At 73.6% G+C, this 25564-nt stretch carries 26 protein-coding genes; 16 read left to right on the top strand and 10 right to left on the bottom strand.

Annotation, left to right across the window (positions count from 1 at the left end; all coding sequences use genetic code 11):
* Positions 1-20: 20 nt before the first annotated feature.
* From AB0I67_RS23740 to AB0I67_RS23730, 3 genes are read right to left on the bottom strand one after another with little or no spacing between them, the layout of a single operon-like run.
* The gene (locus AB0I67_RS23740) at positions 21-800 is read right to left on the bottom strand and encodes a DUF4870 domain-containing protein (protein ID WP_357927332.1); all 780 of its coding nucleotides are present in this window, start codon (positions 798-800) and stop codon (positions 21-23) included.
* Positions 801-809: 9 nt separating this feature from the next.
* On the bottom strand, positions 810-1631 hold the full coding sequence (locus tag AB0I67_RS23735) for a DUF3097 domain-containing protein (RefSeq protein ID WP_357927330.1): 822 nt from the start codon (positions 1629-1631) through the stop codon (positions 810-812).
* On the bottom strand, positions 1628-2539 hold the full coding sequence (locus AB0I67_RS23730) for a hypothetical protein (protein WP_357927328.1): 912 nt from the start codon (positions 2537-2539) through the stop codon (positions 1628-1630). Before AB0I67_RS23730 ends, AB0I67_RS23735 begins: the two co-directional genes overlap by 4 nt.
* A 179-nt stretch (positions 2540-2718) precedes the next feature.
* Here AB0I67_RS23730 and hrcA point away from each other — a divergent pair, with 179 nt between their 5' ends.
* The 3 genes from hrcA to AB0I67_RS23715 are packed head-to-tail and all read left to right on the top strand — an operon-like array spanning position 2719 to position 5645.
* Positions 2719-3738, top strand: coding sequence for a heat-inducible transcriptional repressor HrcA (hrcA, locus tag AB0I67_RS23725; protein ID WP_357927326.1), 1020 nt, complete (start codon positions 2719-2721; stop codon positions 3736-3738).
* A gap of 11 nt (positions 3739-3749) precedes the next feature.
* Positions 3750-4883, top strand: coding sequence for a molecular chaperone DnaJ (gene dnaJ, locus AB0I67_RS23720; protein ID WP_357927324.1), 1134 nt, complete (start codon positions 3750-3752; stop codon positions 4881-4883).
* A gap of 36 nt (positions 4884-4919) precedes the next feature.
* Positions 4920-5645, top strand: coding sequence for a 16S rRNA (uracil(1498)-N(3))-methyltransferase (locus AB0I67_RS23715; RefSeq protein WP_357927322.1), 726 nt, complete (start codon positions 4920-4922; stop codon positions 5643-5645).
* Between the two features lie 4 nt (positions 5646-5649).
* On the opposite strand, the gene AB0I67_RS23710 is transcribed toward AB0I67_RS23715, so the two are convergent.
* Together AB0I67_RS23710 and AB0I67_RS23705 are read right to left on the bottom strand one after the other, a co-directional pair.
* Positions 5650-6282, bottom strand: coding sequence for a hypothetical protein (locus AB0I67_RS23710; RefSeq protein ID WP_357927321.1), 633 nt, complete (start codon positions 6280-6282; stop codon positions 5650-5652).
* Positions 6279-6758, bottom strand: a complete 480-nt coding sequence (locus AB0I67_RS23705; RefSeq protein ID WP_357927532.1) for a SigE family RNA polymerase sigma factor — start codon at positions 6756-6758, stop codon at positions 6279-6281. The genes AB0I67_RS23710 and AB0I67_RS23705 overlap by 4 nt, the downstream gene beginning before the upstream one ends.
* A gap of 313 nt (positions 6759-7071) precedes the next feature.
* On the opposite strand from AB0I67_RS23705, the gene AB0I67_RS23700 reads away from it, so the two are divergent.
* The 10 genes from AB0I67_RS23700 to era all read left to right on the top strand — a co-directional run bounded on the left by AB0I67_RS23700 (position 7072) and on the right by era (position 16031).
* Positions 7072-9021 (top strand): vWA domain-containing protein, encoded by a 1950-nt coding sequence (locus AB0I67_RS23700; protein WP_357927319.1) that lies wholly within the window; start codon positions 7072-7074, stop codon positions 9019-9021.
* Entirely contained in the window at positions 9000-10187 is a 1188-nt protein-coding gene (locus tag AB0I67_RS23695) for an extracellular solute-binding protein (protein WP_357927317.1), read from the top strand. Before AB0I67_RS23700 ends, AB0I67_RS23695 begins: the two co-directional genes overlap by 22 nt.
* 10 nt (positions 10188-10197) lie before the next feature.
* Positions 10198-10542 carry a histidine triad nucleotide-binding protein gene (locus tag AB0I67_RS23690; protein WP_357927315.1) on the top strand — a complete coding sequence of 115 codons (345 nt, stop codon included), beginning with the start codon at positions 10198-10200 and terminating at the stop codon, positions 10540-10542.
* A 90-nt stretch (positions 10543-10632) separates the two neighbouring features.
* Entirely contained in the window at positions 10633-11694 is a 1062-nt protein-coding gene (locus AB0I67_RS23685; protein ID WP_357927313.1) for a PhoH family protein, read from the top strand.
* Entirely contained in the window at positions 11691-12155 is a 465-nt protein-coding gene (ybeY, locus tag AB0I67_RS23680; RefSeq protein ID WP_357927311.1) for an rRNA maturation RNase YbeY, read from the top strand. The genes AB0I67_RS23685 and ybeY overlap by 4 nt, the downstream gene beginning before the upstream one ends.
* The gene (locus AB0I67_RS23675; protein ID WP_357927310.1) at positions 12152-13444 is read left to right on the top strand and encodes a hemolysin family protein; all 1293 of its coding nucleotides are present in this window, start codon (positions 12152-12154) and stop codon (positions 13442-13444) included. The genes ybeY and AB0I67_RS23675 overlap by 4 nt, the downstream gene beginning before the upstream one ends.
* A gap of 286 nt (positions 13445-13730) precedes the next feature.
* Entirely contained in the window at positions 13731-14333 is a 603-nt protein-coding gene (locus AB0I67_RS23670; protein ID WP_357927308.1) for a hypothetical protein, read from the top strand.
* Positions 14334-14344: 11 nt separating this feature from the next.
* On the top strand, positions 14345-14656 hold the full coding sequence (locus AB0I67_RS23665; RefSeq protein WP_357927306.1) for a cytidine deaminase: 312 nt from the start codon (positions 14345-14347) through the stop codon (positions 14654-14656).
* Position 14657: 1 nt separating this feature from the next.
* A complete protein-coding gene (locus AB0I67_RS23660) occupies positions 14658-15128 on the top strand; it encodes an NUDIX domain-containing protein (protein ID WP_357927304.1) in 471 nt (156 codons plus the stop codon).
* On the top strand, positions 15129-16031 hold the full coding sequence (gene era / locus AB0I67_RS23655; RefSeq protein WP_357927302.1) for a GTPase Era: 903 nt from the start codon (positions 15129-15131) through the stop codon (positions 16029-16031). It abuts the gene before it with no gap.
* On the opposite strand, the gene AB0I67_RS23650 is transcribed toward era, so the two are convergent.
* The 3 genes from AB0I67_RS23650 to AB0I67_RS23640 form a co-directional block, all read right to left on the bottom strand.
* Positions 15967-16440 (bottom strand): hypothetical protein, encoded by a 474-nt coding sequence (locus AB0I67_RS23650; protein WP_357927300.1) that lies wholly within the window; start codon positions 16438-16440, stop codon positions 15967-15969. The genes era and AB0I67_RS23650 overlap by 65 nt on opposite strands.
* 64 nt (positions 16441-16504) lie before the next feature.
* Positions 16505-16828, bottom strand: a complete 324-nt coding sequence (locus AB0I67_RS23645) for a hypothetical protein (RefSeq protein WP_357927298.1) — start codon at positions 16826-16828, stop codon at positions 16505-16507.
* Between the two features lie 90 nt (positions 16829-16918).
* Positions 16919-19417 carry a BTAD domain-containing putative transcriptional regulator gene (locus AB0I67_RS23640; RefSeq protein WP_357927296.1) on the bottom strand — a complete coding sequence of 833 codons (2499 nt, stop codon included), beginning with the start codon at positions 19415-19417 and terminating at the stop codon, positions 16919-16921.
* A 38-nt stretch (positions 19418-19455) separates the two neighbouring features.
* Here AB0I67_RS23640 and AB0I67_RS23635 point away from each other — a divergent pair, with 38 nt between their 5' ends.
* Both AB0I67_RS23635 and AB0I67_RS23630 read left to right on the top strand, forming a co-directional pair.
* On the top strand, positions 19456-22824 hold the full coding sequence (locus AB0I67_RS23635; RefSeq protein ID WP_357927294.1) for a WD40 repeat domain-containing serine/threonine-protein kinase: 3369 nt from the start codon (positions 19456-19458) through the stop codon (positions 22822-22824).
* Between the two features lie 38 nt (positions 22825-22862).
* On the top strand, positions 22863-23483 hold the full coding sequence (locus AB0I67_RS23630; RefSeq protein ID WP_357927292.1) for a hypothetical protein: 621 nt from the start codon (positions 22863-22865) through the stop codon (positions 23481-23483).
* Here AB0I67_RS23630 and AB0I67_RS23625 read toward each other — a convergent pair.
* Complete coding sequence (locus AB0I67_RS23625) at positions 23468-24451, bottom strand: GNAT family N-acetyltransferase (RefSeq protein ID WP_357927290.1); 984 nt, start codon at positions 24449-24451, stop codon at positions 23468-23470. The genes AB0I67_RS23630 and AB0I67_RS23625 overlap by 16 nt on opposite strands.
* 54 nt (positions 24452-24505) lie before the next feature.
* Positions 24506-24751: a DUF2630 family protein gene (locus AB0I67_RS23620; RefSeq protein ID WP_357927289.1), complete on the bottom strand. Its 246-nt coding sequence runs from the start codon at positions 24749-24751 to the stop codon at positions 24506-24508.
* A gap of 38 nt (positions 24752-24789) precedes the next feature.
* Between AB0I67_RS23620 and ddaH the strand changes: the two genes are divergently transcribed.
* Positions 24790-25533, top strand: a complete 744-nt coding sequence (gene ddaH, locus AB0I67_RS23615; protein WP_357927288.1) for a dimethylargininase — start codon at positions 24790-24792, stop codon at positions 25531-25533.
* Positions 25534-25564: the final 31 nt, after the last annotated feature.

Raw genomic sequence — 25564 nt, 5'->3', positions numbered from 1 at the left:
GCCCCCGGCGTGGGGTGTGGTCAGGTGACCATGCGGATGTTGATCGGGTAGCGGAAGCGCTCGCCCCGGTTGGCCGCGACGGCGCCCATGATCTCGAAGATCAGCGCGCAGATCCACACCGCGAACATCAGCAGGAAGCCGATGAAGACCATGGTGAGGAACAGGCTGACCATGTAGGCGATGAAGACGGTGATCTGGAAGTTCAGCGCCTCGGCGGACTGGTCGCGGACGTAGGGCGACTGGTCCTTCTTCACGAAGTACATGATCAGCGGGCCGACGAAGCCGGTCAGGATGCCCAGCAGGTGCGACAGCATCGCCATCGAGGTGTCGTCCGTGCCGGGACGCGGGCCGTACACGCCCGGGGTGTACGGCTGGCCGTAACCCGGGGCGGCCTGGTAACCGGCCTGCGGGTAGCCCGCCTGCGGATAACCGGCCTGGTAACCGGGCTGCTGGTAGCCGGGCTGCTGATACCCGGGCTGCTGATACCCGGGCTGCTGGTGACCCTGCTCGTAGCCCTGCTGATAGCCCTGCTGGTATCCGGCCGGAGCGCTCGGCGGCTGGCCGTACCCGTAGCCGGGCTGGCTGTAGCCCTGCGGGCCGTAGCCCTGAGGCCCGTAACCGGGCTGTCCGTAACCGGGCTGGCTCGGCGCCTGCTGCCCGTAGCCCGGCTGGCTCGGGGCCTGCTGTCCGTAGCCGGGCTGGCCGTACCCCTGCGGGCCGTGACCGGGTTGTCCGTAACCTGGCTGGGCGTCGGAGTTCGGGATACGCCGCGTCGCGTCGTCGTCCGAGGGCTGACTCATGCTCCGAGGCTAATCGGAGTCACCCGGGTTAGTCACGAAGTCGATGAGCTCCTCCACCCGCCCCAGCAGTTCGGGCTCCAGATCCGCGTAGGAGGACACCGACCCCAGGATGCGCTTCCACGCCTCCGCGGGCTCCATCCGCCAGCCGAGCGCGGCGATGACGCCTTCCTTCCACGGCACCCCCTTGGGCACCGAGGGCCAGGCCGGGATGCGCAGGACCGACGGCTTGACCGCGGCCCAGATGTCGACGAAGGGGTGCCCGACCACCAGCACGTGCGGCGAGGTGATCTGAGCGGCGATGCGGCTCTCCTTGGACCCGGCGACCAGGTGGTCGACCAGCACGCCCAGGCGGCGATCCGGGGAGGGCCCGAACTCCTCGACGATGGCCGCCAGGTGGTCGACGCCTTCGAGGTACTCCACGACGACGCCCTCGACCCGCAGGTCGTGGCCCCAGATCTTCTCCACCAGCGCCGCGTCGTGCACGCCCTCGACGTAGATGCGGCTCTCGCGGGCGACCCGGGCCCGCAGCCCCTCGACCGCGATGGACCCCGAGGCGCTCCGTGCCGGCCCGCGGGGCGCGGCGGCCGGGCGGACCAGGGTGACCGGCTTGCCCTCCAGCAGGAAGGCGGCGGGCGCCAGCGGGAACAGCCGCCGGCGGCCGAAGCGGTCCTCCAGGGTGACGGCCTCCTTGTCGCAGCCCACCACCGCGCCGCAGAAACCGCTGTCGGCGTCCTCGACCACCAGGTCGAGCTCCGCGGGCACCTGGGGGATCTTGCCCTTCAGCGGCCGTCGCCAGTTGCCCGCGAGCACGTCTCCGTCGTATCGCGTCACCTTTGGGACGGTAGCAGCAGCCGCTTGCGATTGGCGCTGCGGCGCAGCAGGACGACGATCGTGACGACGACCGCCACCAGGAAGCCGCCCAGCGACAGCAGGATCAGCCCGCCTATGCCGCCCAGCACCCCGGCCAGGCCCTTGAGCGGGGCGGCGCCCACGCCGAAGCGCCCGGCGACCTGCTCCTGCGTGGTGCACAGCACCTGGTAGTCGCCGGCCGAGGGCACGCTGACCCTGCCGATGACGTGCCAGGTGAGGTTGTTGATGGTCACCGTCTCGTTGCCGGTGGCCTGGGAGAGCTGGGCGTCGCCCAGGCTCTTGCAGGTGTAGTTGGCGCGCGGGCCGGTGTAGTACAGGGTCGGCTCGTCGGCCGGGTCGAGCCGGACGGTGACCTGCTCCCCGGAGGCGAAGGTCCGGACCGGGCCGAAGCCGGACTCCGACAGGTTGGCCACGAACAGGACGCCGCCGACGATCGCCGCGACCACCGCCAGAGCCCAGGCGCCGCCGATCCACCACAGCGACGGCTTCACCTTCGGGCGCGGCTGCTGCTGGTAGGGCTGGGCGCCGTAGGGCTGCTGGAAGTACTGCGGGGGCGCGGCGTAGGGCTGCTGCTGGCCGTACCCGCCGTAGGGCGGCTGCTGCCCGGGCGGGGGCTGACCGGGCCCGCCCTGGGGCGGCGGCGGCCCGCCGTACTGGGGACCAGGGCCGTACTGCGGGCCGGATCCGTACTGAGGGCCGGATCCGTACTGAGGGCCGGGCCCGTACTGAGGGCCCGACCCGTGATGAGGCTGCTGGTACGGCGGAGCCTGGGGGCCGGTGGGAGGCTGGCCGGGAGGGGGCGGGGGCACGTCGTCCCGCGACACGCGCCGGGTGGAGTCCTCGGGCGGGGTCTGGGAATCGTCGGTCATATCTAGCAGTCTGACTCCATGTCGCCACATATCGCCATACCGGGGTCCCCGGGCCCCTTCGCGGCACGGGCCAAGCAGGCCTTATCGCACCACGCGGGCGCGCGCCGTACACTTGGCACTCGGGAACACAGAGTGCCAGATCTGACGTTCTCGGTAAGGTCGACGCAGGAGGTGAGCACGTGCTCGACGACAGGAAACTCGCGGTCCTCCGCGCCATAGTCGAGGACTACGTGTCCACCAACGAACCGGTGGGCTCCAAGGCGCTCGCGGAGCGCCACAACCTCAACGTCTCCCCGGCCACCGTCCGCAACGACATGGCGGTGCTGGAGGAGCAGGGCTACATCGCGCAGCCGCACACCAGCGCGGGCCGCGTGCCGACGGACAAGGGCTATCGCCTGTTCGTCGACCGGCTCTCGCAGGTCAAGCCGCTGTCGGTGGCCGAACGGCGGGCGATCGAGACGTTCCTGGTCGGCGCGGTCGACCTCGACGACGTCGTGACCCGCACCGTCCGCCTGCTGGCCCAGCTCACGCGCCAGGTCGCCGTGGTGCAGTACCCCACGCTGACCCGCTCGACGGTGCGGCACGTCGAACTCGTGCCGCTCACCGACCGCCGCGTGATGCTGGTGCTGATCACCAACACCGGCCGCGTCGAGCAGCGGGTGATCGAGCTGCCCGAGGTCATCGAGGAGGCCCGGATCGCGCACCTGCGCGCCGTCCTCAACGCCTGCCTCGACGGATGCGGGCTGAGCGCCGTGCCCGACCTGGTCGCCGACCTGCCCGAACGGGTGCCGGCCGAGGACCGCCCGGTCGTGGCGACGATCCTGTCGGTACTGCTGGAGACCCTGGTCGAGCGGCACGACGAGAAGATCGTCTTCGCCGGTGCGGCCAACCTGGCCGGCGCCGACTTCTCCAGCGGCCTGCGGGACGTGCTGGAGGCGCTGGAGGAGCAGGTCGTGCTCATGCGGCTGCTGGGCGAGACGTCCCCGGACACCCCGGCCGCCCTCACCGTCCGGATCGGCTCGGAGAACCCCTACAGCGGACTGCGGGGGACGTCGATCGTGGCGACCGGATACGGTTCTGGCGGTCAGCAGCTCGCCCGCCTGGGCGTGCTCGGCCCCACCCGGATGGATTACCCCGTCACCATGGGCGCGGTGCGCGCCGTGGCACGTTACGTCAGCCAGATCCTGGCTGCTTCATAAGAGGTCGATAAGTGGCAAACAGCGACTACTACGCCACCCTCGGGGTCCGGCGTGAGGCGAGTCAGGACGAGATCAAGAAGGCGTACCGCCGTCTCGCCCGTGAGCTGCACCCTGACGTGAACCCCGATCCCGCGACCCAGGAGCGGTTCAAGGAGATCACCCAGGCCTACGAGGTCCTGTCCGACCCGAACAAGCGGCAGATGTACGACCTCGGCGCCGACCCCTTCGCCAACGCCGGGGCGGGCGCGGGCGGCTTCGGCCAGGGCTTCCCGTTCAGCGACATCATGGACGCCTTCTTCGGCACCGGCGGCGGCCAGCGCGGCCCGCGCTCGCGCGCCCGCCGTGGCCGCAACGCGACCATCCGCGTCGAGCTCGACCTGAAGGAATCGGCCTTCGGCACCACCCGCGAGCTGCACGTGGACACCGCCGTGCGCTGCGAGGTCTGCGAGGGCGCCGGCACCGCGCCGGGCACCCACCCCGACACCTGCGACATGTGTCACGGGCGCGGCGAGATCTCCCAGGTCACCCGGTCCTTCCTGGGCCAGGTCATGACCTCGCGCCCCTGCCCGCAGTGCGGCGGCTTCGGCAGCATCATCCGCCACCCCTGCCAGGAGTGCTCCGGCGACGGCCGCGTCCGCACCCGGCGCACCATCAAGGTCCGCATCCCGGCGGGCGTCGAGGACGGCACGCACATCCAGCTCGCCGGCGAGGGCGAGATCGGCCCCGGCGGCGGCCCGCCCGGCGACCTGTTCCTGGAGATCGTCGAGCGCCCGCACGAGATCTTCGAGCGGCGGGGCGACGACCTGCACTGCACCGTGCAGATCCCGATGACCGCCGCCGCGCTCGGCACCTCCTTGACCATCGAGACGCTCGACGGCGCCGAGGAGATCGACGTGCGGCCCGGCACGCAGTCGGGGCAGGTCATCACCATGTACGGGCGCGGCGTGCAGCGGCTCAGCGAGACCGGGCGCGGCGACCTGCTCATCCACGTCAACGTGGAGACGCCGTCGCGGCTCGACCCGGCCCAGGAGGAGCTGCTGCGCGAGCTGTCGAAGCTGCGCGGCGAGGAGCGGCCGCCGGGCAAGTTCGCCCCCGGTCAGCAGGGCTTCTTCTCCCGGCTGCGGGACGCCTTCAACGGCCGCTGACCTCTCGCCCGGTCGCGGGCGTGGGACGATGGTGACGTGAGCGTCCCGGTGTTCCTGGCCGACCGGCTGGAGTTCGGCAAGAGCGAGATCGTGCTGGGCGGCCCCGAGGGCCGCCACGCGGCGACGGTACGGCGGCTGCGCCCGCCCGAGCGGGTCGACCTGACCGACGGCCGGGGCGCCGTCGCCGAGTGCGTGGTCACCGAGCAGCTCAAGGACGCCCTGCGCCTGGAGGTGCTGCGCAGCTACGAGCTGCCGCCGCCCGCCCCCCGCCTGATCGTCGTCCAGGGCCTGCCCAAGGGCGAGCGCGGCGAGCTGGCCGTCGAGATGATGACCGAGGCCGGCGTCGACGTGATCGTCCCATGGGCGGCCAAGCGCAGCATCACGCAGTGGAAGGGCGAGCGTGCCGCCAAGTCCCTGGCCCGGTGGCGGGCCACCGCCCGCGAGGCCGGCAAGCAGGCCAGGCGCTTCCACCTGCCCGAGGTGACCGAGCAGGCGAGCACCGCCCAGGTGGCCGAGCTGCTCGCCAAGGCCGCGCTCGGCGTCGTGCTGCACGAGGCGGCGGAGGTACGGCTCTCGCGGATCGACCTGCCGGCCGAGGGCGACATCGTGCTCGTGGTCGGCCCGGAGGGCGGCATCGCGGACGAGGAACTCGACCGGTTCGCGGCAGCCGTACCGGCTCTGCTGGGGCCGACGGTGTTGCGGACCTCCACGGCCGGCGTCGCCGCGGCCTCTGTCCTGCTCGCGCGCACCGGCAGGTGGTGACGGCTCAGCCGGTCGGCTCGGCCAGCGGGCTGTACTCGATCGTCGGCGCGGGGTCGGCCGGGCTCTCCTCCGGCGGGCACTCCTCGCCCGGGCAGGCGCCGTCCGGTTCCACCGAGGTGGTCTCGGAGGGCGAGGGCGACGGGCTCTCCTCGGGGCAGTCGCTCTCCTCCGGCGCCGGCGTGGGGCACTCGGTCGGCGTGGGCGAGGGGGAGGTCGAGGGCTGGCTGGTGGACTCGGCGCGCTGGGACTTGGGCTGCTGCTGAGGCTGGCGCGCGGTGGGCGTGCCCGGGTTGGGCACGGCCGGCGGGTCCTGCGGGGACTGCTCCGGCGGCTTGCTGCGCGAGGTGGAGGAGGACGACGGCTCGGCCGGTCCGATGGGGGTGCCGCCGTTGTCGACGACGTTGGTGATGACCGTGTTGCGCCATTCGGGGACGACCATCACGACCGTGCCCGCCACGAGCAGCGCGCTCGCGACGCCCGCACTCGCCCGCCACCAGAACAGGTTCCGGACACCGCGCCGCGAGATGCGGGCACGGATGATCTCGAGTCCTTCCGGAGACGGCACGACCTGGTCCGCCTCCGCACGAAGCACACGGCGCAGCAGGTCGCCGTGATCGTCGGGGCGCTGGGAAGTCATGTGATGCTCTCCAGGACGGAACGCAAGGCGGCCATGCCACGTGCGGTGTGGCTCTTGACCGCGCCCTTGCTGATGCCCATCGCATGGGCGATCTCAGCCTCTGACAGGTCTCCGTAGTAGCGAAGGACGAGGGCCTCTCTCTGTCGGGTCGGCAGGGAGCGCAGGGCCTCGATGACGGCGGAACGTTCTAACTCGCCGATGGCGCCGTTCTCGGCGCTCGGGGCGTCCGGCATGCCCTTGGGTGCGTACTTCTCGACGACCGCGCGGTGACGCAGCACGGAACGGGACCGGTTGACAACGGATTGTCGCAGATAGGCCAGTGCTTTGTCGGGGTCGCGGAGCCGGCGCCAGGCCCCGTGCAGGGCGACGAACGCGTCCTGCACGACTTCCTCCGCGGTCGCTATGTCGCGTACGAGCAACACAGCGAGACGCACCAATGACCGAAAGTGCGCGCTGTAGAGCGCGGTCACGGCCATGTCGGCGTCCCACCCGACTTGCACCGCCCCGAGCGACCTGTCGGCCAGCAAGGTTTCGGTGGTCACATCAGTGGGACGCGCGGCCTTCCCAGTGGGTTTACGCTCTTCCGGTTCTGGAGGGTTTCCCGGTTCCTTGGGGTGCATGACCCAGTCGTGTCCTCGCCAGGTGGCCTCGCCCGACCCTGAATCTGTCGAATTTATCGGGTGAAGTGTCGCACACTCACCCTAACCGTGGGGATCTTCCAACGCACGAAACGATGGATTACCAATTCACAACGGCATGGTCGGCATAGGGTCGGACCCAGGTGAGACTATGCCCGATCCCCCTCCCGGGCGGAAGACGCCGCCCTTCCGCTCCTGCCTGAAGCCGGCGGCGGAGTCCCTCACCGGGCTCGCCGTCGTCCTGGAGGGCCTGGCCAGCCTGCTGAACCTGGCGCCGGTCCTCCCGCCCCTGCTGCCCAACGTGGTCGTCGCCGGCGGCTACGCGCTGGCCGTGCTGGTGGCGGCGTGGCGGATGTCGCGGGCCCCGCAGGGCCGGGTCGGCGTCCGGCTGGCGCGGCTGCGGGCCCGGCAGGCGGCCGTCGCGGCCTTCCTCTACCGGCTGGCCGGCGGGCGGCGGGACGAGCGCGGGTGGCGCGTCGTCCTCCGGCTCGTGCTGGTCGCCGCCGCGGTGACCGGGGGCTGGGCCTTCGTCCGGTGGGCCGAGCGGGCCGACCTGGGCACGTGCGGGCACCCGGTGCAGGTACGGCTGGCCGTACCGGTGGAGCAGTGGGCGGCGCTGACCGACCTGGCCGCGCGCTACGAGCGCGAGCGCGCCGGCTCGTCGGGCTGCGCCCGGGTCCGGGTGGCCGTCGAGCGCGCGCCCGCCCCGGCCGAGCTGACCAGGGCCGCCCAGGACGGCTGGATCGACGAGCCCGGCGCGGAAGGCGTGCACCGCCCGCTGGTCGCCGTCCACCCCGACCTGATCGTGACCGCGCACGCCGAGCACCTCGCCGAGCTGGTCGCCGACCGGGAGACCCTGCTGAGCGCCGCCAACCTCGGCACCATCGCCACCTCGCCCCTGGTCGTCGCGGTCACGCCCAAAGTCGCCGAGGGCCTGACGCAGACCGACAAGCGCGAGTCGCTGGAGCGGCTGCGCTCGCTGCTCGGCGGCCGGCTCGCCCGCCCGCGCGGCGACCTGTCGGAGAGCGGCCTGGTCGCCACCGACGCGCTCTACCCGCCGGCCGAGATCGGCAAGGACCCCAACGGCGACGCGGGCAACCTCAACGACATCAACGCCGAGCTCGGCCTGTCCCCGGCCGGGGTGCCGCTCTCCGACGCCGTGGACCTGCTCTGCCACGCGCGGCAGGAGCTGGCCGACGGCGAGGATCCGGCGCTGGCGATGGTGGTCCCGGAGCACCTGGCGCTCACCTTCGCGCGGATGCCCGAGTGCGGCGAGCCCGAGCCGGGCGCCGCGGTCAGCTCGTTCTACCCGCCGAGCCTGCCGGTGCTCGCCTACGACCTGGTCCACCTGCGCTGGCGGGCCCAGCAGTCCTACGAGCGCGAACGCTGGACGGAAGACCTCGCGGCCTGGCTGGCGGCGGCCGGCGACCGCCTGGAGGACGAGCATCGCCTGCGCCGCGCCGACGGCGGCTTCCGCTCGGTCTCCACCCCGGTGGCCGACGTGGTCGCGCCGGGCGAGGTCAACGTCCGTGCGCTCCAGGACCGCATCGCCCGCGCCCACCCCCGCACCTCGTTCGCCATCGCGCTGGACGCCTCCGGCTCCATGGCCGACCAGGACGCGCTGGGACGCAGCGCGCTGGAGCTCGCCAAGAGTGCCGCCCGCGACCTGCTCGGCCGGCTGCAGGAGGGGCGTGACGAGGCGGCGGTGCTGACCTTCTCCGCCGCCGCCCCCGGCGCGCGGCTGCCCGGCGACACCTTCCGCGAGCTCGACCAGGCGGTCGAGCGGGTCCGGACCACCGGCAGCGACCTGCGCCTGGACCGGGCGCTCGACCAGGCGGCCCGGCGGCTGGCCGACAGCGGGCGCGAGCGCATCCTGGTGCTGCTCACCGACGGCGGTGGCGCGGGCGCTCTGCCGCCGGAGCCGTCGCCGCGGCGCGACTTCACCGTGCTGGCCCTGCTCACCGGCGGCGGCGACTGCGGCGAGCTGCGCGAGCGCCTGCTGCAGGAGGGCGACGCCTGCCACCGGATCGCCCCGTCCGACGACCCCGCCGACGTGGTCCACGAGGAGCTGATCAAGCTATGGCTGACCGCCGGACCGTGAGCGGGATGGCGATCGCGCCGCTGGTGTGGTTCGCCGCGACCCTGCTGGTGCTCGGCTTCGTGCCGGCCGTGGCCTGGAAGCTCGGGCACCGCGAGGAGTGCCCGCGGCCGGCCGCCGTGCGCGTGGCCATGGCCCCCGACGTCTCGGCGGACGACATCTGGCGGACCGTCATCGCCGCCTACCGGGGCGCCGAGGTGCAGGTCACGGAGGTTTCCGAGGTCGCCGACCTGATGACCGCCGAGCTGCGGGCCGACGGCGCCTCCCGGTGCCCCGGCTACGACGTCTACGCCCTCGACGTGGCGGCGACCGCCGAGTTCGCCGCCGCCGGGCTGCTGGACCCCTACCCAGGGAAGCTGACCGGCCTGGTCGGCGACCTGGCCGAAGGTGGCTCCTGGGACCGCATCCAGTACGGCGTGCCGTTCGCCGCCGACGTCGGGCTCCTCTACCGCCGCCCCGACCTGCCGGAGCCCCGGTCGTGGGCGGAGCTGTGGGCCACCGGTGAGACTCTGGCCGCCCAGCTCGCCGACTACGAGGGCGGCACGGTCAACCTGCTGGAGCTGGCCGGAGACCTGGCCGCCGCGCGCACCGCCGACGACAACGAGCAGTTCGGCGGCTCGTGGTCCTGGCGGGAGGGGGAGTCCCTGGCCGCCTTCGCGCAGGGCAGGACCGGCTACCTGCGGCACTGGCCCTACGCCTACCACCGGCTGCGCGCCCAGGGCGTGCCCTTCGAGGTCTCCGCGCTGCCCGGCACCCCGGCGCTCGGCGGCACCAACCTGGCGGTCGCGGCCGGGTCCGGCAAGGCCCAGGAGGCACGGGCCTTCATCGAGTACCTGCTGTCGCCGGAGGTCCAGCGCCGGCTCTTCGCCTGCGGCGGCTACCCGCCGGTGGTCGCCGCCGCCTACACCGACGTGCGGCCCTGCGACCTGCCCCGGCCCGCCGACGCCGCCGACCCGCCCGACCGGGAGCGGCTGTCGGCCTTCGCCGAGCTGGTCAAGGGCCAGCTCGAGCGGGCCGAGCGGCCCAAGCTGGAGCACTACCCCGAGTACGGCGAGGCCTACCGGCGCTGCCTGACGCTGGCCGTACGCGAGAAGGAGCCGGAAGGGATGGCCGACGTGCTGGCCGGTGCGCGGGCGGGGCGGATGACCGGCGGGGAGGCCTGCGGATAGGGTGAACGCCGTGACGGACTGTCTCTTCTGCAAGATCGTCGCCAAGGAGATCCCGGCCGAGGTCGTCTACGAGAACGACCGCGCGCTGGCCTTCCGCGACATCAACCCGCAGGCCCCCACGCACGTGCTGGTGATCCCCAAGGAGCACCACGCCACCGCCGCCGCGCTGGCCGAGGCCGACAGCGGCCTGGCCGACGAGGTGCTCAAGGCGGCCCACGCCGTCGCCGAGCAGGAAGGCGTGGCCGAGGGCGGCTACCGGATCGTCTTCAACACCGGCCCCGGCGCCGGCCAGACGGTCTTCCACGTCCACGCCCACGTTCTGGGCGGGCGGGATCTCACCTGGCCGCCGGGCTAAAACCCCCGAGACCTTTCCGCAGGTCCCGGATAGCATGGGGTTGACGAGTACCACTCCAGACCAGGAGGCACCAGGCCGTACGGCCTGCCCATGTCCGAGCCACACGAATCCCGCAGACCAGCCCCGCCGACTCGCACTCAGGCGAAGGTGCTGATTCCGGACGAACACTCGATGGTCAGCCTCCTGGGCTCCAGGGACGAGTTGCTGCGCGTCATCGAGGGCGCTTTCCGCGCCGACATCCACGTCCGGGGCAACGAGATCACCATCACCGGCAGCCCGGAGGAGAGCGGCGCCGTCGTGCGCCTGTTCGAGGAGCTGGTCGAGGTGCTGCGCACCGGGGGCGAGCTGACCCCCGACGGCGTCGAGCGCAGCATCGCCATGCTCAAGATGACCTCCGAGCGGCCGGCCGAGGTGCTGTCCCTCAACATCCTGTCCTCCCGCGGCCGCACCATCCGGCCCAAGACGGCCAACCAGAAGCGCTACGTCGACGCGATCGACAAGCACACGGTCGTCTTCGGCATCGGCCCCGCCGGCACCGGCAAGACCTACCTGGCCATGGCCAAGGCGGTCAGCGCCCTGCAGGACAAGAAGGTCAACCGCATCATCCTGACCCGGCCGGCGGTCGAGGCGGGTGAGCGGCTGGGCTTCCTGCCCGGCACCCTCTACGAGAAGATCGACCCCTACCTGCGCCCGCTCTACGACGCGCTGCACGACATGCTCGACCCCGAGACGATCCCGAAGCTCATGGCGGCGGGCACGATCGAGGTCGCGCCGCTGGCGTACATGCGCGGGCGCACGCTCAACGACGCCTTCATCATCCTCGACGAGGCCCAGAACACCTCGCCCGAGCAGATGAAGATGTTCCTGACCCGGCTGGGCTTCGGCTCCAAGATCGTGGTGACCGGTGACGTCACCCAGGTCGACCTGCCCTCCGGGGTGGAGAGCGGCCTGCGCGTCGTCCAGGGCATCCTCAGCGACATCCGCGACATCCACTTCGCGCGGCTGTCCAGCGAGGACGTCGTGCGCCACCGGCTGGTCGGCGACATCGTCGACGCCTACGGGCGCTACGACGCCGAGCGGCAGAAGGAGCTGGCGGCGGTCAAGCAGCAGGGGCGCAGCCGGTACGGCACGCGCACGGGGGAGCGGTCATGAGCATCGAGGTCAACAACGAGTCCGGCGTCGAGGTGGACGAGCAGCGCATGATCGCGCTGGCCGGTCACGTGCTGGCCGCGATGGACGTCAACCCGCTGGCGGAGTTGTCGCTCATCGTGGTGGACGAGGACCACATGGCCGAGCTGCACGAGAAGTGGATGGGCGAGCCCGGCCCCACCGACGTGCTCTCCTTCCCGATGGACGAGCTGCGCCCGGGCGGCGGCGCCCGCGGCGACGGCGAGGGCCCGGTCGACCCGGCGCTGCTCGGCGACGTGGTGCTCTGCCCCACGGTCGCCGAGCGGCAGGCCGCCGAGGCCGGGCACAGCACGCAGGACGAGCTCGACCTGCTGCTCACCCACGGCATCCTCCACCTGCTCGGCTACGACCACGCCGAGCCGGAGGAGCACAAGGAGATGTTCGGCCTGCAGGCCAAGCTCCTGGAGGAGTGGCGCGACCGGTGAACGGCTGGTTGCTCCTGGCCGTCGTGCTCGTGGTGTGCGGCGGCCTGATCGCCAGTGCGGAGACCGCACTGTCGCGCATCTCCCGGGTGCGCGCGGAGGAGTTCGTGCGCGAGGGCCGGCCGGGCGCCAAGCGCCTGCAGGCGATCGTGACGGACCCGCCGCGCTACCTCAACCTGCTGCTGCTGCTCCGGCTGAGCTGCGAGCTGGTCGCCACGGTGATCGCCGCGGCGCTCTTCATCGACCTGATGGGCGACCAGGGCTGGGCGTACGTGACCGCCGCCGCGGTCATGGTGGTGGTGAGCTACGTCATCGTGGGCGTCTCGCCCCGCACCCTGGGCCGCCAGCACGCCGAGCCGATCGCGCTGGCCAGCGCGCCGGTCGTCTACGTGCTGACGAAGGTCTTCGGCCCGCTGCCGTCGCTGCTGATCCTGGTCGGCAACGCGCTCACCCCCGGCAAGGGCTTCAAGGAGGGCCCGTTCACCTCCGAGGCCGAGCTGCGCGACCTGGTGGACCTCGCCGAGGAGCGCCGGGTGATCGAGCCGGACGAGCGCGAGATGATCCACTCGGTCTTCGAGCTGGGTGACACGCTCGTGCGCGAGGTCATGGTGCCGCGCACCGACATGGTCTTCATCGAGCGGGGCAAGACGCTCGACCAGACGCTGTCGCTGGCGCTGCGCAGCGGCTTCTCGCGCGTCCCGGTGGTGGGCGAGAACGAGGACGACGTCATCGGCATCGCCTACCTCAAGGACGTGGCCCGGCGCATCTCCGAGCTGCGCTCGGGCGCCGAGCGGGTCGACACGATCATGCGCACCGCCAGCTACGTGCCGGAGAGCAAGCCGATCGACGAGCTGCTGCGCGAGATGCAGGCGCGGCAGATCCACCTGGCCATCGTGATCGACGAGTACGGCGGGACGGCCGGCCTGGTCACCATCGAGGACATCCTGGAGGAGATCGTCGGCGAGATCACCGACGAGTACGACCAGGAGGCTCCCCGGGTGGAGGAGCAGCCGGACGGCGCCCTGCGGGTGACCGCCCGCATGCCGATCTACGAGCTGGCCGAGCTGTTCGACACCGAGATCGAGGTGGACGACGTCGAGACGGTCGGCGGCCTGCTGGCGCACGCGCTGGGCCGGGTCCCGATCGCCGGGTCGGAGGCGGAGGTGGCCGGGCTGCGGCTGACCGCCGAGAGCCTCGCCGGCCGGCGCAACCGGATCAGCACCGTGCTGGCCCGCCGCGTCAAGACCGACGAATCCGACGAGCCCCTGCAAGCCACCGCCGACCAGGACTAGTCCTGGATTTTTCGGCATCAAGCGTTCTACAAGTGGATTGCAAGCTTCCTCCGGCAGTCTCTTCCTCAGACACCCTGTGCGGTGGGTGTCTGGGGGATCGTCCGGACACCGGGAGGGGTTCGCGGTCGCGAGGAGGATCCCAGGGGGGAGAGCAACGCGAGTTGCTCGACGGTTAAGGGTGCTCTCGCCTGGCGAGGGCACCCTTAAGCGTTTATTGGCGACTCCCGTGGATTGCCTCTTTCGTGGCCTGGGCACATGCTTGATCGTGAATCGGGGATCTTGGATAGTGATCGCCTGCTGCGCCCTGCTGATGACGGGATGCGGCGGCGAGGGGGCCCAGAACGCCGACGGTGAGGTGCGCCAGGAGCTACGGCGGCTGCGCGAGATCCTCAACCGCAGCCCGGCGTTGCCCGACGGTTTCTCGGCCAGGGCCCGCCCGGCCTGGTCGCCGCCCTTCGCCGTGCCCAGCCGGCCCTGCCGGGCGGTCCTGCAGGCCGCCGCCGGCCACGCGCCGCCGCGCGGCATCCGCGCCCAGGCCGCGGTCAGCTACGAGGGCGACCTGCTCGGCGAGACGGTCGCGGTCGGCATGGCCTCCTACACCGGCGAGGAGGCCGACTGGCACCTGCGCGACCTGGGCAAGTCGCTGAACGAGTGCACGAGCCTGACCGCGCGCGGCGGCACCACGCTGACGTTGCGCCGGCTCGACGTGGAGTCGGTGGGCGACGACGTGGTGGGCGGGCAGGCCAAGGGACGGCTCAACGGCTACCCGTACGCCATGAACGTGCTGCTGGTGCGCACCGGCGACACCGTCATCTCGCTGGTGCACACCGGGCTGGCCGCGGTGGACGGCCGGCGCACCCAGCAACTGGCGCGCTCGTTCCTCAAGTAACCTGGGCTCTCGTGGACCCAGAAGACAACAAGCTCATCGTTTTGGCCCGCTCGGCCCGCGCCCGCAACGAGTCCGTGGAGGGCGCCGCCGTACGCGACGAGACCGGGCGCACCTACAGCGGCACCGACGTCGCGCTGGCCGCGCTGAAGCTGTCGGCGTTGCAGGTCGCGGTGGCCACCGCGGTCTCCAGCGGCGCGCGTTCCCTGGAGGCCGCGGCCCTGGTCACCGCGGGCGAGGGCCCCGGCGCCGGCGACGAGGAACTCGTGCGCGAGCTGGGCGGCGTCCTGCTGGTCGCCGGCCCCGACGGGACGCTGCGGTCCTGACATGGCGATGTCCCCCTACCTGGCCGAGCTACGCGCCGAGGTCGGCTCCCGCCTGCTGCTCCTGCCCGCGGTCACCGGCATGGTCTTCGACTCCTACGGCAGGCTGCTGGTGGCCCGGCACGAGGACCTCGGCTTCTGGGCCCCGCCCGGCGGCGGCGTCGACCCCGACGAGGTGCCCGAGGAGGCCATCGTGCGCGAACTGGCCGAGGAGGTCGGCCTCGAGGTCGAGGTGCGGGGGCTGATCGGCGTCTTCGGCGGCCCCGAGTTCCGCACCGTCTACCCCAACGGGCACGAGTGCGCCTACGTCAACGCGGTCTACGCGCTGGCCGTCGTGGGCGGCACGCCGACGCCCGACATGGAAGAGATCACCGAGGTCAGATGGGTCGGCGAGGAGGAGGCGTCGGGGCTCGAGATGCCCGCCTGGGCGCCCCGAGTGCTGCCCGCGGCCTTCGCCTGGTGGGACAATCACTAAGTGACCACAGAACATCACGCCGGATTCGCGTGCTTCGTCGGACGGCCCAACGTCGGCAAGTCCACGCTGATGAACGCCCTGGTCGGGCAGAAGGTGGCGATCACCTCCAGCAAGCCCCAGACCACGCGGCGGGCCATTAGAGGCATCGTGCACCGGCCGGACGCGCAACTGGTCATCGTGGACACCCCCGGCCTGCACCGGCCGCGCACGCTGCTCGGCGAGCGGCTCGACAGCCTCGTGCTCTCCACGCTCACCGAGGTGGACGTGATCGGGTTCTGCGTGCCGGCCAACGAGAAGATCGGCAAGGGTGACCGGTTCATCGCCGACAAGCTGGCCGCGGTGCGCAAGACGCCGATCGTGGCCATCGTGACCAAGACCGACCTCGCCTCCCGCGAGCAGATCGCCGAGCAGTTGCTGGCCGTCTCCGAGCTCGGCGAGTTCGCGGCGATCGTGCCGGTCTCGGCCGAGTCGGGCGAGCAGCTCGACATCGTCGCCGACGTGCTGATCGAGCACCTGCCGGAGTCGCCGCCGCTGTACGAGGGCGGGCAGCTCACCGACGAGCCCGAGCAGGTGCTGGTCGGCGAGCTGATCCGCGAGGCGGCGCTGGAGGGCGTGCGCGACGAGCTGCCCCACTCCATCGCGGTCGTCGTCGACGAGATGCTCCCGCGCGAGGGCCGCGACGACCTGCTCGACATCTACGCCCATCTGTTCGTCGAGCGGCCCTCGCAGAAGGCGATCATCATCGGGCACAAGGGCGAGCGGCTGCGCGACGTCGGCACCCGCGCGCGCAAGCAGATCGAGGCGCTGCTCGGCACCCGGGTCTACCTCGACCTGCGGATCAGTGTGGCGAAGGACTGGCAGCGCGATCCGAAGCAGTTGCGCCGGCTCGGCTTCTACGACTGATCGCCAGCACGGCGAAGAGCACCACGGCCAGCGCGCAGCCCAGCGCGCCGTACCAGCCGGGCCTGAGCACCGAGCCGACCGTGATGTAGCCGAGGTCGAGCCCCACGTCGCTGCGCCCGGCGACGTAGGACACCACCAGGGCGGTGGCTCCCGCGCCGGGCAGGGCGGCCAGGGCGGTGAGCCAGCGCCGCCGGGTGAGCAGCCCGGCGACGCCCAGCGCCGCCGCGGCCAGCCCGGCGAGGAGCGTGTAGAGGCCCAGCGGGTCTTCCAGGCCGCGCGTGGTGGCGGACAGGCCGCCGCGGAACAGGCCGACGCCCGCCTCGACCGCCATCCACGGCGTGGTCGTGCTCAGAACCAGCAGGCCGCCGGCGAGCGCGACGGCGAAGGCGGAGGTTCGTGGTGAGGCCATGCCTTCACTGTAGGAGGCTTTCCCCCGGTTGGCACTCGCGCCGGGGGAGAGCCGGCCGTTGCGGTCAGGCGCAGTTCCAGCGGATGCCCTGGAAGTTGGCGTAGCGGGCCCACTGGTAGGTGCGCCCGTAGCCGTTCCCGTTCACCAGGAAGCACGGGCTGTCCGGGCCGACCCGCTTGACCTGGAACGAGATGCGGTAGGTGCAGTTGTTGGTCACCTTGACGGTCTGGGAGACGCGGCCGGTCCAGTGGTCCACGCGCACGCAGTTGGCGGCCTGAGCGGCCTGCGCCGGCTGAGCGGCCTGCGCGGCGGGGGTGGCGGCGGCCAGGGCGCCGAGGGAGAGGGCACCGGCGGCGAGCACGGAGCCGAGCTTGGCGAAGGTGTTCATGGTGGTCCTCCTTGGTCGGATGCTCCGGGGCGGTTCCCGGCGACAGGAGGAAAGTAGGCCGGGGCGTGTTGAGGTCTTGTTGAGTCCGCGTCAGGCCCCGGCCGCGGCCAGCCAGGCGTGGGCCTGTTCGTCCAGCTCGCGGGCCTGTTCGGCGTCGCCTTCCGCCCGGTTGACGCGGGCGAGGGCCTGGAGGGCGCGGGCGCCGAGCAGCCGGTCGCCGAGCCGGGTGGCGAGGTTCCGTGCCTGCTGGGCGGCCTGCCGGGCGGCGGCCGGCTCGCCGCGGTCCAGCTCCGCCTCGGCCAGTTCGAGCAGCGCGTCGGCGTGCCGGTGGCGTTCGCCCAGCTCAGCCAGCCCGGCGGCGGCCTCGGTGAGCCGGGCCACGGCCTCGCCCGCGCGGCCGGCCAGGCGCAGCGTGCTGCCCAGGGCGAGCAGGGTGAGGGCCTGCTCGTGCGGGCGGCCGGCCGCCTCCAGGCAGCGGCCCAGGCTGCGCTCGGCCTCGGCCAGGTGCCCGAGGGCCAGGTGCGCCTGGCCGAGCCGGCGGCGCACGGGCACGGTGTCGGCCCCGGCGCGCAGCGCCAGCCCGAGCGCGCGGCGCAGCACCTCGTGCGCCTCCTCCCAGCGCTCCTCGGCCAGCAGCAGGTCGCCCAGATCGCGCTCGGCCAGGGCCTCGGCCCGCGGCTGTCCGGTACGGCGAGCCGCCTCCAGCCCGGCCGTCGCCACCTGCCGCCAGTCGGCCAGCAGCCGGTGCCGGTCGAGGAACGGCGTCAGCAGGTGGGCCAGCCGGTGGCAGGCCTCGTCGAGCCCGGCCCGGCCCAGGTCGGCGGTGAAGGCCACCAGGAAGCCGTGCTCGGCCAGCAGCCACTGCACCGACTCGCGGATGTCGCGGGTGGCCAGGATCGTGGCCGGATCCCCGGAGACCAGCGTGAACCGGGCGATGCGCACCCGCGCCATGACCTCCTCGGCCAGCTCCGCCAGCACCTGCGGGATCGCGTCGAGCCGCTCGCGGGCGAACAGCCGGGTCAGCGGGTGCAGCCGGTAGCGCGGCTGGCCCGCCACGTCCACGCCGTGCGGGTCGAGCAGCCCGGCGTCGGCCAGCGGCTCGGCGTGCGCGGAGCCGACCAGCCACTCGCCGAAGTCGGGCGCCGACAGCGCGCCCAGCCGGCACAGCGCGGCCCGCGCGGGCTCGGCCAGCCCCTCGTAGCCGAGCGCGAGCACGCTGCGGACCTCCAGGTCCCCGGCGTGCAGCCCGTCGAGCAGGCCGCGCTCGTCGGCCAGCAGCCCGGCCAGGTGCGCCGCGCTCCACCCCGGCCGCGCGGCCAGCCGCGCCCCGGCCACCCGCAACGCCAGTGGCAGGCCGCCGCAGCAGGCCACCAGCTCGTCGTACGGCCCGCGCTCCCCGGCCAGGTCGCTCAGCAGGGCCGTGGCCTCGTCCGGCTCCAGCAGCCCCACGGCCACCCGCCGCGCCCCGGTGAGCCCGGCGAGCGTGGACCGGCTGGTCACCACCGTCGGCGCGGCGGTCAGCAGCGGCCGGACCTGTGCCTCGGCGGTGACGTTGTCGAGCACCACCAGCACCCGCCGGTTGGCCGCGTACGTCCGCAGCAGCCGCTCGCGCCGGTCGGCCGCGGCCGGCACCGCCCGGGCCGGGCAGCCGAGCCAGCGCAGGAAGTCCTCCAGCACCGCGCCCGGCGGCGTCTCGCGCAGGTCGGCGTAGAGGATGCCGTCCGGGAAGCCGGTCCTGGCCCGCCAGGCGGCGTGCACGGCCAGCGCCGACTTGCCCACGCCCGCCGGCCCGTGCACGACGGTGACCTGCGGGCCGACCACCTCGTCGAGCAGGGCGGCCCGGCCGGTGAACGGCGTGACGTCCGGCGGCAGCAGCAGCGGCGGCCCGGCCGCCACGTGCAGCGAGACGTCGTCGTGCAACATCCGGTGGTGCAGGAGTTGCAGATCGGGGTCGGGCTCGATGGCGTGCGCGGCGTCCAGTTCGGCGCGCAGCCGCCCGTAGCACTCCAGCGCCTCGGCCCGCCGCCCGCTGCGGTAGAGCGCCAGCAGGAGCAGGCCGTGCAGGCGCTGGGCCAGCGGGTGCCGCTCGACCAGGCCGCGCAGCTCGGCCAGGGCCTCCCGGTGCCGCCCGGCGTTCAGCTCGGCCTCCAGCCGCCGCTCGAGCGCCAGCAGCCGCAGCTCGGCCAGTTCCTCGCGCAGCCGCCGGGTCTGGGTCCACCGCTCGGCCCGCGGGTCGACGTCCTCCAGCGCCTGGCCGCGCCACAACGCCAGCGCCGGGCCGTACTCGCCCCGCTCGACCAGGTCGCGGAAGCGGTTGACGTCGAGCTGGGTGGGGGCGATGGCCAAGGTGTAGGTGCCGGAGACGGTGGTGATCACGTCCTTGCCGAGCACCTGCCTGAGCTGGCCGACGTAGCCGCGGACCAGGGAGTCGGAGCGCTCGCCGTCCTCGTGCGGCCACAGCAGCCGCCGCAACTGCGGCACGGTCAGCGGACGCCGGGCGTTGAGCAGGAACATCGTCAGCAGATCACGATGTTTGGGCGCGGTGGGGGTCAGGTCCTGACCGCCGTCGCTCACTTCCAGTGAACCCATGATCCGGAAGTCCATAGGGCCCTAGGATGGCACAGCCGATGGCTCCCTTGACTGCTTCCGACCCACAGCGGCTGGGCCGCTACGCCCTGGCGGGCCGGCTGGGCGCCGGCGGCCAGGGCGTGGTCTACGAGGCCTACGGCGAGGCCGGCGAACGCGTGGCGATCAAGGTGCCGCGCGCGGGCGACCCGGCGGCGCGTGACCGGCTGGCGCGCGAGGCCGCGGCGGCGCAGCAGGTCGCCGCCTTCTGTACGGCACGCGTCATCGAGGTCGATCTCGCGGTGCCGTACATCGTGAGCGAGTTCGTGCCGGGCCCGAGCCTGCGCGAGGTGGGCCGGCTCGACGGCGAGGGCCCGCACCGGCTGGCGGCCGGGGTGGCGGCGGCGCTGGCGGCGATCCACCAGGCGGGCATCGTGCACCGCGACCTCAAGCCGGACAACATCATCCTCGGCCCGGACGGCCCCCGCGTGATCGACTTCGGGGTGGCCAGGCAGGCCGGGCCGACCACGAGCGGGCCGGTGCTCGGCACGCCGACGTACATGGCGCCGGAGGTGCTGGCCGGACGGGCGGCCGGGCCGGCGGCGGACGTGTGGGCGTGGGGCCTGGTGGTGCTCTTCGCCGCGACCGGGCGCGACGCGGTCGAGGGGGCGCTGGGCGCGCTCGGCTTCCGGCCGGAGCTCGGCGCGCTGCCGGAGGCGCTCCGGGACCCGGTGCGCCGGGCGCTGGAGCGCGAGCCCGCCCACCGGCCCTCCGCCCGCGACCTGCTGCTGGCGCTGCTGGGCGAGGTGGCCGACCCGCTGGCCGCCGGTGGCGAGGCCGCGGCCGACCTCACCGGGCAGGGCGGTCCCGACCTGGGCACGGTCGCCGAGGAGCTGTTCGAGGAGCTCACCGAGGCCGAGCGGGCGCGGGCGCCGGAGGTCTTCCTGCGGCTGGTGGACGGCGAGGGCGAGCCGCGCCGCACGCCGTACGACGAGGTCGGTGAGGCGGGCCTGCTGGCCGGGTACGTGGCCGCCGGGCTGGTGAGCGAGAGCGCGGACGGCTACGCGCTGGCGGGCCCGGCGCTGGTGCGGGCCTGGCCCCGGCTGCGCGGCTGGGTGGCGGCCAACCGGGACGGGCTGCCGGTCCACCGGCGGCTGACCGAGGCGGCCCGCTCGTGGCAGGAGCACGCCCGCCGGCCGGCCGACCTGCTGCACGGCAGCGTCCTCGACCGCACCCTGCGCTGGGCGGCCACCGAACGGAAGGACGTGACGCTCACCGAGCTGGAGAGCGACTTCCTCGCCGCCGCCACCCGGCGGGAACGCAGCGCCTCGCGCCGCCGCGGCCTGCTCGCCGGCGCGCTCGGCGTGCTGCTGGTCGCCGCGCTGGGCGGGCTGGGGCTGGCCGAGTACCGGCGCGGCGTCGCCGACCGGCAGCGGGACGAGGCCACCGCCAGGTCGCTCGCCCTGCGCGCCGCCGACCTGCGGCAGAGCGACCCGCGGGCGGCCATGGCGCTCAGCGTGGCCGGCTGGCGGCTCGCGCCGGACCTGGCCGAGACCCGCGAGGCGCTCAACAGCTCGCTGGCCCAGCCGCTGCTCGACGTCTTCGCCGAACCGGAGGCGGCGCCGGGCACCACGTACGCGCTCAGCCGCGACGGCCGCACGCTGGTCGCGGTGGCGGGCGGCCGGGCCGCGCTGTGGGACGTGCGCGAGCGCCGCAGGACCGGCCTGATCACCGGGGTCGGCGAGGCGGTCAAGGCCGCGCTCAGCCCGGACGGGCGCACCCTCGCCCTCCAGGACGCCCGGCGGGTGCGGCTGTGGGACGTGGCCTCCGCGCGGCCCACCGGGATGGAGCTGGACAGCCCGATCAGCCTGCCGCACATCGGGCTGCTGGAGTTCGACGCCACCGGGCGGCGGCTGGCGGTGCCGTCGGGGGAGTGGGCGGTCGCCTGGTGGGACCTCGCTACCCGCACCCGGCTGCTGAGCCCGGACGGCGTGCCGTACGACGCCCTGAGCCCCGACGCCGCGTACGGCGTGGTGCGCTCGGGCGGCAAGGCGGGGCCGGTGGAGCTGTGGGAGACGGGGCCGCGGCGGCGGCTGGAGCGCTCGTGGCTGACCGCCAAGACCGAGTCCGACGACGCCGCGTTCAGCGCGGGCGGCGGCCTGCTGGCCCTGGTCGAGCCGGGCGACAGTACGCAGGAGCGCGTCGTCCGGCTGCGTCGCTGGCCCTCGGGCGAGGAGGTCTCCGCCACCGTCGCGCCGGCCGCCGGGCTGCAGGTGGCCTTCGGGTTCGGCGACCGGTACCTGGCGATCTGGAGCCTGCTGGGCGACCTGATCGTGCTGCGCACCGACGACGGGACCGCGGTCGTGCGCCGCAAGGTCGCCGACGACCTCGACCTGGTCCGATTCGACGAGGCCGGGCGCGTGCTGCGGCTGTTCGCCCTCGACGGCGAGGTCACCACGCTCGACCTGGCCCACCTGTTCGACGAGCCGCGCACCGCCGTCGCCGGGAGCTCGGCCGTGCTGGGGCCGGGCGGGCGGCTGCTGGCCACCTTCGCCGGCGGCCGGGCCCAGCTCTGGCACGCCGGTACGGCCCGCCGCATCGGCCCCGCCGTGGAACTCGGCGGCTACCGGGCGGAACTCGCCTTCGACCCCACCGGCAGCCGCCTGGCCGTGGGCGGGCAGGCCGGGGTGCGGGTGCTCGACACCTCGTCCGGCCAGGTCCTGCACTCCTTCACCCACGGCGCCGAAGGCGTGGACGAGCTGGCCTTCGTCCCGGGCGGGCTGCTGGTGGACACCTTCCAGCCCGAACGCCTGGAGCTTCGCGCCGGCCCGCGGGTCGTGCCCGTCGGCCTGACCCAACCGCTGGCCGAACCGCTGGCCGTACGCCCCGACGGGCGGCTCGCGCTGGCCGGGAACCCGCCCACGCCGTTCGACCCGGCCACCGGCCGCCTGCTGCCCGCGCCCGCCGGCCTCGGCGCGTTGTCCGGGCCGGCCGCGTTCAGCCCCGACGGCAGCCTGGTGGCCTTCGCCGGGGACGAGCGGATCCGGTTGTGGAAGGGCGATCTGAGCGGACCCGCCGGAGACCTCCCCGCCGCCGGGATCACCGAGTTCGTCCGCTGGTCGCCGGACGGCCGGCTGCTGGCCTCCTACGAGCGGGGCGACCGCGTCCGGCTGTGGGAGGTGGCCGGGCGGCGCTCGCTCGGCGTGCTCTTCGACGGCGGCACCGAGATCGGCGCGCAGAGCGGCGCCTCGCTGGCCTTCGCCGGCTCCTCGCTGGCCGGCGCGGTGCCCGGCGGGATCGTCCGGAGCTTCCCGCTGGAGCCGGCCCGGGTGGCGGCGGCGGTCTGCGCGCGGCTCGCCAAGCCGCTGACCGAGGCCGAGTGGACGGCGCTGGACCCCGGCACCGCGCCGATCACGGAGTGCAACCGCTGAGAAATCGGCCTGCAAGCCCCCGAACCTACCGTCGGCACATGCGCTCGAAGTTCCTGCTCGGCGTCGCCGCCACGGCCTGCGCCGCCCTCCTGCTGCACTCCCAGGCCGCCGCCGCGGCCCCGCCCAAGCCCGCCAAGGTCGCCGGGCAGCTCTTCAAGGCCTGGCTGGCCGACGACCCGGCCGCCGCGGCCGCGCTCGCCTCGCCGGCCGCGGTCAAGACGCTGTTCGCCTACAAGTTCCGTGCCCCCGACACCGGGCCGCACTGCACGGGCGGCGTCTGCGACTTCCGGCACACCAGCGTGACCGTGCCGGGCGGGCTGAACGGCATCCGCATGATCGTCTCCGGCTCGAAGGTGACCCGCGTGTACACCTCGCGCCATCTCACCAAGCCCTCGGCCGCGGCCAAGTGGCTCTACGGCGCCTACCAGCGCGGCGACCGGCACGCGGCGCTGGAAGTGGCCTCGACCGGGGCGGTGAAGCAGCAGTTCAAGGTCAAGTACGACCCGAACTCGACGCCCCACCAGTTCATGGGCTGCTCGAAGGAGCCCAAGGGCTACGTGTGCCACTGGTACTACGAGGGCGGCTCGGTCGGGATGCACGTGCGCGGCACCAAGGCGCGCGGCTACCACGTCTCGTTCCTCACCTACGTCGCCGACTGAGCCGTCCACTGGCCCCACGCGTCGAGGGGCCGGTAGCCCAGCTCGTCGTTGACCGCCACCATGGGCGCGTTGCTCGCCGCGTTCCAGGTGACCAGGCGCTCCACCGAGGGGGCGTCGCGGCGCAGGCGCACCAGGTTGGCCGCCTTGAGCAGCACGCCCAGCCGCCGGCCCCGATGCTCGCGCAGCACGGTCGTGTCGGCCTGCAGCCCCCAGGCCGGTTCGCCGTCCTCGTCCACGTAGATGCGGGTGAAGCCGGCCGGGACGCCGTCGGCCAGGCGGCGCGCGACCACGACCAGCGACCGCTGGCGGCACGGGCCCAGCGCCTCCTCGGCGAAGGCCACCCGCTCCCGGCCCCAGTCGGGTTTGTCCACCCCCTCGGCCTGCGGGGCGTCGTTCATGCCCTGCATCAGGGCGGTCAGGTCGTCCAGCCGCGCGCCGCGCGCCGGGCCGTCCCAGTACTCCAGCTCGTAGCCGGGCACCCGCACGGCCGCCAGCTCCCGGTACCGGTCCCAGCCGGCCGTGCGCAGGTCGAGCAGGCGGCGCACCGAGGCGTAGGTCTGGTCGAAGCCGAGCGCCTGGGCGAACCCCGCCGTGGCGCCCTCCGCCCGGGCCCACGTCAGCACCGCGCCGCGGCCGTTGGCCCGGGCCCGCTCATGGACGTGCGCGATCAGCGCGCGGCCCACGCCCCGGCGGCGGTGCGCCGGATGCACGGTCAGCGCGATCAGCTCGGCCAGGTGCGGGTTCTCGTCCTCCGGGAACTCCAGCGCGTAGCCGCCGACCACCTCGCCGTCCGCCACCGCGGCCCAGGCCTCGTGCGGGTAGCCGGCCCAGCCCCGGGTGATCATCCACGCGAACCTCGGCCGGGACCGGGGCGGCTCGGGGCGCTCGTCGTCGCCGGCCACGTAGGCCGCGTAGTAGCCGTCGAGCAGGTGACCCGGCCGGTCGAGATCGATGCGGTGCAGTTCCATGCCGCCCAGCCAAACCGACGCGGAGAGGCGGGCGCCACGGGTTTTCCGGCGCCCCTACTGCTGGTAGTTCTCCACCTCGCCGGGCGGGCGCACGCCGGAGGCGTCGGGGTCCTCGCCGAACTCGCGCCGGGCCCGGCGCTGGCGCAGCAGATCCCAGCACTGGTCGAGCGCGACCTCGACCTCCCGCATGCGCGCGTTCTCCTCGTCGGAGCCGATCGAGCGGTCCTGCAACCGGGAGCGCAGCTCGTGCTCCTCCGCCACCAGATCCTTGATCCGGCCCAGAATCTCGTTGTCCTGCATGATCCTGACTCTAGCCACCGCGTGATAGAACACGCCCTATGTCTGGTATCGCGCTGGTAAGAAAGCCCGGACCGCGGCTGGCCGACGGCCTCGTCACCCACCTCGAACGCACTCCGGTGGACCCCGTTCTGGCGCTCGCGCAGCACGCCGCCTACGTGGCCGCGCTGGAGGACAACGGCTGGCGCGCGGTCCACCTGGAGGCCGCCGACGAGCTGCCGGACGCCCCCTTCGTCGAGGACACGCTCGTGGTGGCCGGGCGGCGGGCCGTCCTCACCCGGCCCGGCGCGCCCGAGCGGCGGCCCGAGGTGGACTCCACCGCGCGTGCCGTCCAGGACCTCGGCCTCGACGTGCGGCGCATCGAGGCCCCGGGCACGCTCGACGGCGGCGACGTGCTGCAGGTCGGCCAGACCGTCTACGTCGGGCGCTCGGCGCGCAGCAACGACGAGGGCATCGCGCAACTGGCCGCCGCGCTGCCGGACCGCACCGTGGTGCCGGTGGAGCTGCGCGGCGTGCTGCACCTCAAGTCCGCGGTCACCGCCCTGCCCGACGGCACGCTCATCGGCGACCCCGCCTTCGTGGACCTGCCCGGCCTGCTGGTGCCGCCGGAGGAGGCCGGCTCGCACGTCGTGCCTCTCGGCGGGACGCGGCTGCTCATGGCCGCCTCCGCCCCCCGCACCGCCGCCCTGCTGGAGGCGCGCGGGCTTTCGCCGGTCAAGGTGGACATCTCCGAGTTCGAGAAGCTGGAAGGCTGCGTCACCTGCCTTTCGGTTCTCATCATGTGAGACCGGGGCCGGGTCATCGCGAGACGTCTGG

Source organism: Nonomuraea sp. NPDC050310 (assembly GCF_040655795.1).
Taxonomy (GTDB): domain Bacteria; phylum Actinomycetota; class Actinomycetes; order Streptosporangiales; family Streptosporangiaceae; genus Nonomuraea.
Note: the sequence above shows the minus strand (reverse complement) of the source record. Positions and strands in the feature narration are given on the sequence as shown.

Excerpts from the sequence above, each read along its gene's own strand:
- AB0I67_RS23700 (WP_357927319.1), top strand. The coding sequence starts at position 7,072 with ATGCCCGATCCCCCTCCCGGGCGGAAGACGCCGCCCTTCCGCTCCTGC.
- AB0I67_RS23695 (WP_357927317.1), top strand. The coding sequence starts at position 9,000 with ATGGCTGACCGCCGGACCGTGAGCGGGATGGCGATCGCGCCGCTGGTG.
- AB0I67_RS23710 (WP_357927321.1), bottom strand. The coding sequence starts at position 6,282 with ATGACTTCCCAGCGCCCCGACGATCACGGCGACCTGCTGCGCCGTGTG.
- AB0I67_RS23650 (WP_357927300.1), bottom strand. The coding sequence starts at position 16,440 with ATGGCCTCACCACGAACCTCCGCCTTCGCCGTCGCGCTCGCCGGCGGC.
- AB0I67_RS23660 (WP_357927304.1), top strand. The coding sequence starts at position 14,658 with ATGGCGATGTCCCCCTACCTGGCCGAGCTACGCGCCGAGGTCGGCTCC.
- AB0I67_RS23645 (WP_357927298.1), bottom strand. The coding sequence starts at position 16,828 with ATGAACACCTTCGCCAAGCTCGGCTCCGTGCTCGCCGCCGGTGCCCTC.
- AB0I67_RS23640 (WP_357927296.1), bottom strand. The coding sequence starts at position 19,417 with ATGGGTTCACTGGAAGTGAGCGACGGCGGTCAGGACCTGACCCCCACC.
- AB0I67_RS23740 (WP_357927332.1), bottom strand. The coding sequence starts at position 800 with ATGAGTCAGCCCTCGGACGACGACGCGACGCGGCGTATCCCGAACTCC.
- AB0I67_RS23635 (WP_357927294.1), top strand. The coding sequence starts at position 19,456 with ATGGCTCCCTTGACTGCTTCCGACCCACAGCGGCTGGGCCGCTACGCC.
- ddaH (WP_357927288.1), top strand. The coding sequence starts at position 24,790 with ATGTCTGGTATCGCGCTGGTAAGAAAGCCCGGACCGCGGCTGGCCGAC.
- AB0I67_RS23705 (WP_357927532.1), bottom strand. The coding sequence starts at position 6,758 with ATGGCCGTGACCGCGCTCTACAGCGCGCACTTTCGGTCATTGGTGCGT.
- AB0I67_RS23620 (WP_357927289.1), bottom strand. The coding sequence starts at position 24,751 with ATGCAGGACAACGAGATTCTGGGCCGGATCAAGGATCTGGTGGCGGAG.
- AB0I67_RS23730 (WP_357927328.1), bottom strand. The coding sequence starts at position 2,539 with ATGACCGACGATTCCCAGACCCCGCCCGAGGACTCCACCCGGCGCGTG.
- AB0I67_RS23630 (WP_357927292.1), top strand. The coding sequence starts at position 22,863 with ATGCGCTCGAAGTTCCTGCTCGGCGTCGCCGCCACGGCCTGCGCCGCC.
- AB0I67_RS23625 (WP_357927290.1), bottom strand. The coding sequence starts at position 24,451 with ATGGAACTGCACCGCATCGATCTCGACCGGCCGGGTCACCTGCTCGAC.
- AB0I67_RS23685 (WP_357927313.1), top strand. The coding sequence starts at position 10,633 with ATGTCCGAGCCACACGAATCCCGCAGACCAGCCCCGCCGACTCGCACT.
- ybeY (WP_357927311.1), top strand. The coding sequence starts at position 11,691 with ATGAGCATCGAGGTCAACAACGAGTCCGGCGTCGAGGTGGACGAGCAG.